The organism is Pradoshia sp. Z3_51 (genome assembly GCF_058215915.1).
Genome location: NZ_JBZAJC010000007.1, coordinates 110,787 through 122,853, shown reverse-complemented (window position 1 = coordinate 122,853; position 12,067 = coordinate 110,787). Strand labels below are relative to the sequence as shown.

General features: G+C 36.8%; 11 protein-coding genes and 1 pseudogene. 6 read left to right on the top strand and 6 right to left on the bottom strand.

What is annotated here, in order from left to right:
• Positions 1-169 (top strand): annotated as a pseudogene (locus AC4BHA_RS14085) (IS1595 family transposase); the annotation flags it as partial.
• 144 nt (positions 170-313) lie between these two features.
• On the opposite strand, the gene AC4BHA_RS14080 reads toward AC4BHA_RS14085, so the two are convergent.
• Both AC4BHA_RS14080 and AC4BHA_RS14075 read right to left on the bottom strand, forming a co-directional pair.
• Positions 314-502: a hypothetical protein gene (locus AC4BHA_RS14080; protein WP_066101670.1), complete on the bottom strand. Its 189-nt coding sequence runs from the start codon at positions 500-502 to the stop codon at positions 314-316.
• Positions 503-673: 171 nt separating this feature from the next.
• The gene (locus AC4BHA_RS14075; protein WP_066108340.1) at positions 674-1,768 is read right to left on the bottom strand and encodes an SH3 domain-containing protein; all 1,095 of its coding nucleotides are present in this window, start codon (positions 1,766-1,768) and stop codon (positions 674-676) included.
• Between the two features lie 303 nt (positions 1,769-2,071).
• Between AC4BHA_RS14075 and AC4BHA_RS14070 the strand changes: the two genes are divergently transcribed.
• From AC4BHA_RS14070 to AC4BHA_RS14055, 4 genes are all read left to right on the top strand, one after another.
• Positions 2,072-2,857, top strand: a complete 786-nt coding sequence (locus tag AC4BHA_RS14070; RefSeq protein ID WP_139892739.1) for an SDR family oxidoreductase — start codon at positions 2,072-2,074, stop codon at positions 2,855-2,857.
• A gap of 373 nt (positions 2,858-3,230) precedes the next feature.
• Positions 3,231-3,992, top strand: coding sequence for an SDR family oxidoreductase (locus AC4BHA_RS14065; RefSeq protein ID WP_066108337.1), 762 nt, complete (start codon positions 3,231-3,233; stop codon positions 3,990-3,992).
• 278 nt (positions 3,993-4,270) lie between these two features.
• On the top strand, positions 4,271-6,235 hold the full coding sequence (locus AC4BHA_RS14060; protein ID WP_139892738.1) for an ABC transporter ATP-binding protein/permease: 1,965 nt from the start codon (positions 4,271-4,273) through the stop codon (positions 6,233-6,235).
• Between the two features lie 8 nt (positions 6,236-6,243).
• On the top strand, positions 6,244-6,855 hold the full coding sequence (locus tag AC4BHA_RS14055; protein WP_490558821.1) for a TetR/AcrR family transcriptional regulator: 612 nt from the start codon (positions 6,244-6,246) through the stop codon (positions 6,853-6,855).
• Positions 6,856-6,911: 56 nt separating this feature from the next.
• Here the strand turns inward: AC4BHA_RS14055 and AC4BHA_RS14050 are convergent, their stop codons facing one another.
• From AC4BHA_RS14050 to AC4BHA_RS14035, 4 genes are all read right to left on the bottom strand, one after another.
• A complete protein-coding gene (locus AC4BHA_RS14050) occupies positions 6,912-7,391 on the bottom strand; it encodes a flavodoxin domain-containing protein (RefSeq protein WP_066108330.1) in 480 nt (159 codons plus the stop codon).
• A gap of 272 nt (positions 7,392-7,663) precedes the next feature.
• A complete protein-coding gene (locus AC4BHA_RS14045; RefSeq protein WP_490558820.1) occupies positions 7,664-8,845 on the bottom strand; it encodes an NAD(P)/FAD-dependent oxidoreductase in 1,182 nt (393 codons plus the stop codon).
• A gap of 89 nt (positions 8,846-8,934) precedes the next feature.
• Positions 8,935-9,360, bottom strand: coding sequence for a DUF1641 domain-containing protein (locus AC4BHA_RS14040; protein WP_066108324.1), 426 nt, complete (start codon positions 9,358-9,360; stop codon positions 8,935-8,937).
• Between the two features lie 349 nt (positions 9,361-9,709).
• Entirely contained in the window at positions 9,710-11,341 is a 1,632-nt protein-coding gene (locus AC4BHA_RS14035; RefSeq protein WP_175354313.1) for a Na/Pi cotransporter family protein, read from the bottom strand.
• A gap of 362 nt (positions 11,342-11,703) precedes the next feature.
• Between AC4BHA_RS14035 and AC4BHA_RS14030 the strand changes: the two genes are divergently transcribed.
• The gene (locus tag AC4BHA_RS14030; RefSeq protein WP_066108321.1) at positions 11,704-11,934 is read left to right on the top strand and encodes an excisionase family DNA-binding protein; all 231 of its coding nucleotides are present in this window, start codon (positions 11,704-11,706) and stop codon (positions 11,932-11,934) included.
• The last annotated feature ends 133 nt before the right edge of the window (positions 11,935-12,067 follow it).

The window sequence follows — 12,067 nt, the reverse complement described above, 5'->3', positions numbered from 1 at the left end:
AACGTTTTCAAGGTGTTGCAACGAAATATCTGGACAACTATCTCTATTGGTTCCGATGGCTTGAAATTGGCAAAAAATAGCACTTGATGAACGAGTCAATCAAATGCTTATTTCTGCCTGTCAGAAATCTGATAAAACAACTGTAAATACATTAAGAGGGATAATGTAACTTCAATTTTTATTAAGTTTCTGTACCGAACGTGAAGGAATAAACCTATTGCACTTGTAATATTCAGTATCCCTGAATGAGGTATTAAAAAACAGCCATTCCTATGTCGGAACGACTGTATTTCTTATTCAGTTAAAGCTGGCTTTAACTCAATTTTTCAGGATTTAAAGCGTAAAGTTCTATAAAGCCACAGTTAGAACAAACATAGCAAGGAGAGACCTCACTCATAGTTTTTGAGTTCGCCTTCTCTGTTGATTTATAAACCCTGATTGGGTAGCTATCTAATTTAGCTTCAACCATTGCCGACTCGCATTTAATACATTTTTCCCTCATAATTCTCAACCTCCTATTATTTACTCACCTATTTCATTTATATTATAATATACCATAAAAAGAAAATAATTCCTTTTTGTACCTAAAAGCAACAATCTATACGAAAAGAGCCTTATTTTATGAACAGTAGAAACAACCCTGCACTAGACTTACCAATGCAGGGTTGTTTTATTAGTACGTATTAAGTTCATTAATTGGAGTCTGAATAATGACTGGTTTCTTTTTAGGGTCTAACCATTTCAAAATCTTTTTCACGTTTGCTTCAGATGTTGCGGTGCAGCCTAAAGTATAGCTGTTGCCAATGTGGAAGAAGATTGCGCTTCCCTTATAAGGTGTTCGCTTCGTATTGTAGTTGATTACAAACCCATATGTGTAGGCTGATATATTCATATTTTCTGCACTTTTCCATTGACCCTTGGTTTTCTTTTTGGACTGCCAAGTGTTGTATAGTTTCGATTTCGGATCATCAACCCATACGTCATCCGCTGTGATTTTACGATAATTCAGCTTTGTTCCGGGATTTGCTTTTCGGCCAAAAGCTGTACCGATTGTATACTTCCCAATCGGAGACCTCTTGCCACTTTCTTTCATGTCCTTTTCCTTTGCAAATCCATACTTCCCAATATAACCTTTGGTTATTAATACAGGTACCCATTTTCCTTTAGAGTTCCTCTCGAATGTGCGGATTTCAGCTTTCGATGTATTATATCCACTTGAAGTAACGAGAATGAGTTGCTTGTTGCTTTCGACTGTCTTTAAGCCTTCAGCTAAATTTTTCGGAGCTGCGGGCTTTTTGGAAGTTAAATAGTTACTGGAAGCCCAACCGGTTTTGCTGCCAATGATTACTTTGCTCCAAGAGCCTTTCGTTTGAGTTACTTTAACTGAGCTGTTCTTTTTAACAGTTGTAACTACTTTGTACTTAGTTCCGGCTCCACTGCGAATATTTAATGTACTTGCTGTGACATACATCGTTTTAGAAGTTACTTCTGCAACAGGTTTTTTAGATGTTAAATATTTGCTGGAAACCCAGCCAGTCTTGCTTCCAACCGTTACTTTTTCCCATGAGCCTTTCGTTTGAGCTACTTTGACTGAGGTATTCTTTTTAACAGTTGTAACAACTTTGTATGTAGTTCCTGGACCACTTCGTACATTTAGTGTACTGGCCGTTACATATTTGGATGATGCAGCTTGAACGTTATTTTCCACGGGAAGACCTGAAAGAATCACGAACAGTGCGATTATGATTGCAATCCCCTTTTTGATCATGTATTCACTTCTCCTTAATAATTTATGTACTTCCTTATTCTATTTACTTCTAAATGTAGTCGTAAACGAGCTCTTCTTATTTTACTAGATTTAAATTTTTTAATCATGTGGTCCTGCCCAATTTCGTTCTATTGTTCTATGAATTTTACGGATATTTAATGAAATATTTTTAAAATTAATACATGGTTTACCAATATAGCAGATCTCAAGTAATAATTTTCAGCCAATGGATGAATGTTTATGCTAATTGCCATCGGGAAGAAGAAAAAAGAAGTGATAGAAGGGGAAAGGAGGAAATATAAAATGGAAAAAACAATTTTTATTACTGGAGCAGGGAGCGGACTCGGCAAAGGATCGGCTATTGGTCTGGCGAAAAAAGGTCATCATGTCATAGCGACGACTGAGACGACATCTCAGAAAACAGCGCTTATGCGGGAAACGAGAGACTTGGGAATAAATATGGAAGTTTTTAAGCTCGATATTACCAATCCTATTGATTTAAGAGAAATTGATAAATATGATTTTGATATTTTTGTGGCGAATGCCGCGATTAATGAAGGTGGACCGCTCGCTGAAATACCAATGGAACGGTTCCGCGCTATCTTTGAAGTGAACGTTTTTGCCACGCTTGAGACAGCTCAAATCGCTGCAAGAAAGCTGGTTAACAAAGGTATGGGCAAAATTGTTTTCTTAAGTTCAATGGCAGGCATTATGACAACTCCTTATGCAGGTCCATACGCAGCGACCAAGCATGCCATTGAAGCAATGGCTTTGACATTAAAGGATGAATTAAAAGAGTTTGGCATACAGGTGGCGACTATTAACCCGGGTTCATTTGATACGGGTTTCAACGATCGGGCTGTAGAAGAAAAATGGAAATGGTTTAATGAGGAAGAACACTTTACCCGTAAAGAAGATATGAAAGCAATGGAAGAGGGATTGAAAAATCAAATGGATCCAGAGGATATGATTGAAAAAATGATAGAAATTATCCCGGCAGAACACCATAAATTCCGTACAGTTTATCCAGAGCAAACAGAAAAACAGATGAAGGAAGCTGAACAGAAAAAGTGGGGGATGGAAGTTTAATTCGACAAAGTATTAATATACTTTCACTCTTTTTTCTCTTTAACTACTAATTGTCACATTGTGTCCAACTTTTGATCTAGTAGGTTAGGTGTTTTAGTTTTATTTAAATTTAAATATAAGTTAAAATATTCCTGAAGCAAGAATATCATTTTTTTCGGGTAAACTTACTTTCTTTTATGTCTAGGCAAAATTAGGCTATGTTAAAGTCCGTTATGTTGGCTAAGCAGGTTTTACTTGAAATGGATCTGAGGACATTGGGGATGTCACGCTTTTATGCTGGATTAATACGAAGTGTCACAGACAAATCCAAGTATAAATTTTAAAATCCGTATGGATAAACAGAGCCTATACTTTAATGAGGAGGTAGTTCAAAATGAAATTAGAGGGAAAAGTAGCGGTTGTAACAGGTGCAGCATCCGGAATGGGGAAAGCGATTGCAGAGCTTTATGCAAAAGAAGGAGCTAAAGTCCTTGTAACAGATCTTAACCTTGAGGGTGCCGAAAATGTAGTCGAAGGGATTACAAACAATGGTGGTACAGCGAAAGCATTGCAAGTGAACGTTGCAAAGCTTGAAGATATCGAGGGAATGATTGATACAGCTGTTAGTGAATTTGGTACATTAGATATACTTGTTAACAATGCAGGCATTATGGATGGTTTCGAACCTGTTGCGGATATACAAGATGAAAGATGGGATTTAATTTTTGATGTAAATACAAAAGGTGTTATGCGTTCCATGCGTAAGGTCGTTCCATTATTCCAGGAAAAAGGCCAAGGCATAATTATAAATATTGCTTCTACTGGTGGATTAAACGGTGCTCATGCAGGTGCAGCCTATGGTGCTTCCAAGCATGCGGTGGTTGGTCTTACTAAGAACACAGCCTTTATGTATGCAAAAGAAGGCATTCGCTGTAATGCAATCGCACCAGGTGCGGTTGAGACCAATATTTCTGCATCGATGGGAAAAGTTAATGAATTTGGAATGGGACGTTCTAGATTAGCACAAGCTGCGATTCCTAAAGTGGGACAGCCGGAAGAAATTGCAGCAGCTGCCTTATTCCTTGCTTCTGAGGATTCCAGCTTTGTAAATGGTACAGTTTTAGTAGTTGATGGTGGTTGGACTTCAGCATTCTAATAAATATTAAATAATTGATTACAATTAGGCAGCTTGTTTCTCTGATTTAGAGGGACAAGCTGCTTTTTCTTTTGAATAAGAAAATATATATTTAAATAACAAAATTTCACATAATCACTTTAAATAAAATATATTCAGTTAATAAATATTATTTTAATATAATTAATTGACAGGTGACAGGTTGTCACTTATAGTAGTCTTACTTGATAAACTGTCATGAAACTGACCAGACTAATTACATCAAGAGACTAATAAGTAAAGGGTGTCATCAAACGTATATGAAAGTACTTGAGTTGCATCATGTGAACAAACAATACCCGATTGCAGATGGTCAATACTTCCCTGCTCTTAAAGATGTTAATGTTTCCTTTGAGAAGGGAGAATTGGTCTCCATCATTGGTGAATCAGGAAGTGGTAAATCCACTCTAATGAATCTGATTGGCGGGTTGGATTCTGATTTTACCGGTTCCGTTCAGTTTGAAGGGAAGAATATTGGTGAGTTTAATGAAAAAGAAATGGATGAATATCGAAAAAATAAAATAGGCTTTATTTTTCAAAGCTTTAATCTGATTCCGCATTTGTCTGTCCTCGATAATGTCACGATTGCGATGACTTTATCGAATGTAGGGAAAGAGGAACGCATTAAAAGAGCGGAGGAGATTCTAACTCAGGTTGGTTTGAAAAATCATATTTATAAAAAGCCAAATCAATTATCCGGCGGTCAAAAGCAAAGGGTTGCGATTGCGCGTGCATTAATTAATGATCCTGAAATCATCATTGCCGATGAACCAACCGGAGCACTTGATTCTGAAACAACGGAACAAGTATTGGCGATCATAAAAGATATTGCTAAGCAAGGTAAGCTGGTTATTATGGTTACTCACTCTGAGCGAGTAGCGAACCATTCCTCAAGGGTAATCCAAATTGCAGATGGGAAAATTATCCGTGATGACAGAGGAGAACCTCTAGAACAAATGGAACCTCAATCCAATCAAGTGGAAAAGAAGGTTGGTGAAAACCTTAGCTTTGTGGCGGCCGTGAAACTTGCATTTCTGAATATGAAAGAGAAGCTTGGTAGAAATGTTTGGGTTTCATTAGGAGCAAGCATAGGAATCATGAGTGTCATCTTTTTCCTTTCATTAGGAAATGGTGTGAAGACCTATATGAATGACTCTATGAACAGTATGGTGAATCCGCTTGTCGTAGAAGTTAATATGCCTTCTGAGGAAGAGGAACTTCCGCCATCAGTGGATGAAAATCAGGCAATGATGCTATCGATGATGGGAGAACAGACACCATTTGAGGAAAAGGATATCGAGAAATTATCCGAAATCGAGCATGTTTCTTCAGTGGAAAAGGGATTTAATCTCATCTCATTTGGCTCCAATGCGGTTAAATATGGAGACAAAAAGGTTGATTTGATGATGATTACAACCATTTCATCTAACATAACAGATACGAGTATTAAGGAAGGCACTTTACCTGGAAAACAAGAAATTCTCCTTGCGGAGGGTACCGCTGAAAAATTAGGCGGAGATATGATCGGTAAAGATGTTAACGTAACGCTAATGCTTAATGAACAGTTATATGAAAAAACCTATACGGTTAGTGGAATTATTTCATTAGGCAGTCAATTTGCAGCGATGGATTTAATCTATGCCAATTATGAGGATCTGGTACAGCTTGCAGAGGATAACGGTCAGACATTGGATCCTACAAGTATCTATTTAGTTGCAGATAATGAAGAGTTTACGGAAGATATAAAAGCAAAAATCAAGGATATGGGCTACAATGGTTCATCGCAAGAAACAATGACAGCTATGATGAACGAAATGCTGGATGTTTTGACATATGTATTAACCGGGATTTCAGGCATTTCACTTTTTGTTTCAGCAATCATGATTTTGGTTGTTCTCCATATTAGTGTTGTTGAGCGTACGAAGGAAATCGGGGTCCTAAAAGCGATTGGTGCAAGACGCATGGATATTAGAAGAATTTTTGTATCTGAAGCATTCCTGATTGGATTATCGAGTGGAATTATCGGTGTTCTGGCAGCCTCTTTATTAACCTTTGTAGCTAATAGCCTTTCAACTAAATTAATTGATTTTGAAATTGTACAAATAACCCCAGCATATCTTGTTTTCGGTGTTGCTGCTAGCATCATTATTAGCATGCTTTCTGGACTTATGCCCGCCAATAAAGCGGCTAAATTGGATCCAGTTGACTCTTTACGCAGAGAGTAGGAAAGTATATGCCGAGTCAAACATTTGTGAATTTACCAGCGGAAAAGAGAATCAGGATTATTCAGGCTGCTAAGGAGGAATTTAGCCAATATTCCTTCTATGATGCATCAATTAATCGAATTATTAAAGAAGCGCAAATTCCTCGGGGAAGCTTCTATCGTTACTTTGAAAATAAAGAAGATCTGTTTCTGTATTTATTAAATGAATATAAAAGTGACCTCTTGGATCAGATTAACAGCAAGATTAACGCCGGGGTAAACCTCTTTTCAATTCACTTTCTGCTATTTGATTATATAACTAAGAAAGCGATGGATCCTGCTCATTCCAAGTTTTTGGTCAATGTATTTACGCGGACGGATAGTAAGCTAGCTGAACATTTAATGAGCTTTACGGATGTACGTGAAATGGAAGAGAAGCAAGAGAAGTTTCTGAATCTAGTTACTGACACTCATTTACTAAAGGTTGAAATAAAAGAGGAATTGTTTCAAGTTATTGAGATATTGAGAACTATCACATTCAATCAAATTATCCTGGCGTTAAATGATTTTTCGACTGTAAGCCAAAAAAGAAAAGACATGGAGCGTCAATTTCATTTTATTAAATATGGTGTACTGAAATAAACAAAGTAAAAGCCTTGAACGTGTGTTCTAAACAGGTTCAAGGCTTTTTATTATAGTCAGGTAGCTTCCACTCGATCTGCAAATATATGAATATTATCTTTAAGAATAGAAGGCTGTTGGTCTGCCGGGTACGATTTTAATGCTATTTTGGCAATGAATTTCTCGAAAATTCCCAATGCGTGAGAACGAATTTCTCCACCGAAGCAGTCAATTGCTGTTGCTTGCTCAAGTAACTCATCTGGAAAGTTGGTTTGAAAGTATTTTTCAGCATTTCCGACATCAGCGCAGCAAATAAATAGACCGACCTCTTTCTGTTTAAAATCTTTAAGATGGTTTTTTACGAATTTTTTAACCGACGAATGAAGTTTCCCATAACGGATGGGACCGCCAATCAAAACAGTATCATAGGCATCCAGCGAAGGATCAGTGTGCGTAAGATCAACTAATTTTGCATGCCCATTAAAGTCTTGTTCAAGGATATGTACGCATGTTTCTGTAGTTCCGCTTTTTGAAGCATAAGCAATCAATATGTTCATGACTAATATGGCTCCCTTCTAAGATGACGTGTCTATATAAAGCATATACCCTTTTTGTCATCCTACCAAGGGGAAATATCAGAAACTTCTAATATTATCTGACATTAGGTTTTAGAGATAGAGGGCAATCTGTAGAAATAATCTTTGGCCGCAAGTAGTTGATTGGTCCGTCAGCTACTTATCCATGGAAAAGGTTAATAGGACAAGAGAGAGGTGTATAAAGCCAATAAAAAATCCTGTCCGCTGGTTTAGCGGACAGGATTTAACATTTATTAATAGGCTATGCTGAATAAACCTTTAATGTGTGAAAGATAACGGATATTACTTGCTTCTTTCATCATTGTAGCCGGTAAGCCTTTTAATGGTGTTGAGTTCCCGCCAATAATGGCTACGCCATCTTTACGTCCAAGACTTGCTAATGTTCCTGAGTTTACTGGAGCAAATACTTCAGGAAGAGTACCCTTAATGGATGCCGCAATATTATAACCAATCAATTCACCCATTTGCCAAGCCATTTGTGCAGTTGGCGGGTATGGTCTCGCACCAGGAGCAGGGAAGACAACTGCACTGTCACCAGCAATATAAACATCAGGATGTGAAGTAGATTGTAGATATTCATTAACAGTAGCACGGTTACGATCTACTGCTAAACCAGATTCGCCGATAACAGGAAGGCCTTGTACACCGCCAGTCCATACAAATGTGTTAGCGATAATTTTTTGACCATCTTTTAATTCGATCACATTTCCGTTTACACCTGTGACAGGAAGTCCAGTCAAGAATTGAACTCCACGATTCTCTAAGCTTGTCATTGAACGTTCAATTAAATGATCAGGAAGCATAGGTAAAATTTTTGGACCTGCTTCAACTAGGATAAATTTAAGCTCAGAAGGATCAACCATATATTTTTTAGCAACTTTAGGAGTTGTATCCGCAATTTCTCCAACTAATTCAACACCGGTTAGTCCACCGCCACCGATTACAATGGTTGCATCGGCTGGATTTTTAGTTTGTGCATATTCTTTAATTCGATCTTCGATATGCTTGTTAATTTTATTAGCATCCTCTGCTGATTTTAAGACCATACTATTTTCTTCAAGTCCAGGAATGCCAAAATAAGCAGTTTGGCTGCCTAATCCAACGACTAATTTATCATAGGTTAAGATTTTTCCGCTTGAAAGGGTTACCTTTCTTTCATCTGCTGAAATAGATTCAACTTTAGAGATGATTAGATTAATATCTTTTCCTTTAAACAAACGATCTAATGGCATAGCAATTCTGCCTTCGCTAATATTGCCTGCTGCCAAACGATGCAGTTCAGTAATGATTTGATGTGTCGGATATTGGTTAACAACTGTAATAGTAGCTTCTTCAGATGTTAAATGCTGACGTGCTGATAATGCTGAAAGAAGACCGCCATACCCTGCTCCTAAAATAACAATTTCTTGTGCCATGATATGTTCCACCCTTGTTTGTAATATTTTTAATCTAGTATTTTATTAAAATCATTTAATAAGTGCTTTTTGTATAAATGAATAAGCTTTTATTTAGAACGTTCGTTGCTTACTTGAAGATAAGCGCTGGCAAAACGAAGAACCTTTTGGATTTGAGGATCTTTTAGCATTTTCATCAAACCGAATACACTGATCACTTCTTTGCTTTGTTCAGCTCTTTCCTTTGCTTCCATAGCATTGACAGCTATATGTTTGGCTGTTTTCGTAACAGGCTCTGCAAATTCCTTCGCTGTACTGGCAAAATCGTTTACTAATACTTTATCAGTAGCGACGGATTGAGCGAATTCATATGATTTGTTCAGTGCTGTTACAACTTCAGTTAATTGTGGTAATTGATTTAATAGTGTAACTAATGATTCCTGAACCTCTGGTTTTGATAATTGTTTTAACAATTCTTCTTGTGAAGCAACCGGAGAGGATTGTGTCTCTGATTGCTGTTTCATTGTGTCTGACATAGCAAATACCCCATTTCTGTTTGTTATAGCGAAAAATTAAATTAGTTATATTTATATAACCATAAATCCTCTACTTTAAGCATACTCCTTGTGTATAAATTCACAAAACTTTTTGCTCGAAAAAAGCGCTTTCATAGCAAAAAGAATACTATTTACACTATATTGATAGTGAAATATTTCATTCATCAATAGTTACCGTTGTAATTTTGATTTATAAATAATGAAAACAGGAGGATTTTTGAGGATGATAAAATAGTTAATGGGGAGAGAGTGTGTTTAGGGCATTTTATAATAGTGAAATAATGAAGGAATAAAAAAATAGACCCTCCGAGGAGAGTCTACTTCCTGATTATTCTTGTTCACCAATAATCGTTTCGGCAATGTTTTTCGCATGATCGCCGATACGTTCAAGATTACTTAAAATATCAACGTAAACGAGGCTTGCTTGTGCAGAGCAGGATCCATTATTTAAGCGGATGACATGCTGCTTTCTTAATTGGCGCTCCATCTTATCGATTTTACGTTCCAATTCAAGCACCTTATATGCACTTTCCTTATCTTGATTCTCTATTGCCGCCATCGCTTCTTTGACCGCTTCTATAGTTAGTGTGAACATTTGAGACATGCCTTCTGTGGCCTCATCTGTAAATGTTGCTTTATTTGTATTTTTATACTCTGCAAATTCCAGAATATTTTCGAAATGATCGCCAATGCGTTCGATATCTGTAATGGTATGCATTAGAATATTATGTTCGTCAGATTCATTAGCAGACAGTGAACTTGTGGAGACTTTAACAAGATAATCTGTTATTTTGTGATCTAAATTATTAAGAGCCTCTTCAATTTGATTACCTGTATTCAATGAAGCAGTTTCATTAGTTAACAGGTAGTTATACGTTTCTTCCAATCCTTTAATAGCAAACTCGCCCATTCGCAAAGTTTCCTTTTTCGCCTGTCCAAGTGCAATAGAAGGAGATTGGTCGATGATTCGCTCATCCAGATGCTCTGGTTTATACTCAATAACAGTATCTTTTCCTGGAATGAGTTTAGTAACAATCCACGCATATACACCAATGAATGGAATCATGATCAGTGTGTTTGTAATGTTGAATGTTCCATGTGCAAAGGCAATGGTCATTTCCGGATTTAGTCCAAGTGTTTGTTGGAACCAGCCAATAAGGGACGTAAATGGAACGAGCAAAATCATAAAAATGATTGTACCGAACACATTGAAAAGTATGTGTACACAAGCAGCACGTCTAGCGGCAACTGATGCACCAATCGATGCAAGAAGGGCAGTGATAGTTGTTCCGATGTTATCTCCGAATAGTACCGGTAAGGCACCTTGCAGGTCAATAAGCCCTTCACCAAATAATCCCTGAAGGATTCCGATTGTAGCACTGGAGCTTTGTACTAATAATGTAAAGACTGTTCCTACTACAACACCGAGTATGGAATAATCACTTAAGCTGACAGTTAGATCATGAAACCATTCGAAGGTACGTAGAGGCTTCATTCCACTGCTCATAAGCTCTAGGCCATAGAATAATAATCCGAATCCAAATAGGATTTGACCGAAGTTGTGCAGCTTTTGGTTTTTAAAGAAGAATAATAAAAATGCACCGACAAAGATAATTGGTAATGCATATTCGCCAACATCAATACCGATAATGAAGGCAGTAATGGTTGTACCGATATTTGCCCCCATGATGACACCAATAGCCTGGCGGAGTGTCATAAATCCGGCACTTACCAATCCAACCGTGATAACTGTTGTACCTGAACTACTTTGAATTAAAACTGTAACTAGAATACCAACCAGAATCCCCATAATAGGATTGGTTGTATATTTATCCAATAGATCTCTTAGTCGATCACCTGCGGATTTTTGGAGTCCATCCCCCATGTATTTGATACCGAATAGGAAGATACCCAATCCGCCGAGAAATTGAAAAAGCATTTCTTGAATACTTACATCCACTGTTTACACCTCAACATTATTTTAGAAAAATATTTTCGATTATCATTATTATTGACAAGAAGTTGAAAGTAAATACTAAACAGTCATATTTAACTATAACTTTACGGTTCCTTTACGTTCGTGTAATTTATCAATAAATTAAAAAAATATATTATTTTAAAATATAGGTTTTTGAAGAAAAACAGTGTATGGTTACATTGAATTCTGGATAGAAATTCTGGATAGAATTAATGATTTCTATAATAGATAACAGTACCAGATATGAAAGGTATGTATACTCTAAATCCTCAACTGAATGAAGAACAGTAGAAAATATGATAGACTTAATAAACAATATTTTCGGGAGAAGAGGGGGATGATTGGTGTACCTTTCCGTGAAAGAAACAGCAGAATACTTATCATTGCCGGAATCCTATCTTGAAACTCTTATCAAGCAAAAGAAAATCCGGGCTATATTTGACGGGGAGCAGTATTTGATTAACAATGATCAATTCTCCAATTATCAAGAGCAGCTGCAGGAATATAAAAAGCTTTTCCAGGAATGGTTAACTGAACCGATTCCTGAAGATTGGGATGCAAAAGATGAGGATTAATAAAACAGGAGGGCAAATTTTGCCTTCTTTTTTTTGCTTAAATCCTTATCCCATCTTCATTGCCAATTAAACAGTTAGTAACAACCAATCTTTGCATCTAATTGTAATGTCTGCACTCATTTTTTGATATGAT

Coding starts and splice junctions, on each gene's coding strand:
- AC4BHA_RS14080 (WP_066101670.1), bottom strand. CDS start 502: ATGAGGGAAAAATGTATTAAATGCGAGTCGGCAATGGTTGAAGCTAAA.
- AC4BHA_RS14050 (WP_066108330.1), bottom strand. CDS start 7,391: ATGAACATATTGATTGCTTATGCTTCAAAAAGCGGAACTACAGAAACA.
- AC4BHA_RS14060 (WP_139892738.1), top strand. CDS start 4,271: ATGAAAGTACTTGAGTTGCATCATGTGAACAAACAATACCCGATTGCA.
- AC4BHA_RS14040 (WP_066108324.1), bottom strand. CDS start 9,360: ATGTCAGACACAATGAAACAGCAATCAGAGACACAATCCTCTCCGGTT.
- AC4BHA_RS14045 (WP_490558820.1), bottom strand. CDS start 8,845: ATGGCACAAGAAATTGTTATTTTAGGAGCAGGGTATGGCGGTCTTCTT.
- AC4BHA_RS14070 (WP_139892739.1), top strand. CDS start 2,072: ATGGAAAAAACAATTTTTATTACTGGAGCAGGGAGCGGACTCGGCAAA.
- AC4BHA_RS14065 (WP_066108337.1), top strand. CDS start 3,231: ATGAAATTAGAGGGAAAAGTAGCGGTTGTAACAGGTGCAGCATCCGGA.
- AC4BHA_RS14075 (WP_066108340.1), bottom strand. CDS start 1,768: ATGATCAAAAAGGGGATTGCAATCATAATCGCACTGTTCGTGATTCTT.
- AC4BHA_RS14055 (WP_490558821.1), top strand. CDS start 6,244: ATGCCGAGTCAAACATTTGTGAATTTACCAGCGGAAAAGAGAATCAGG.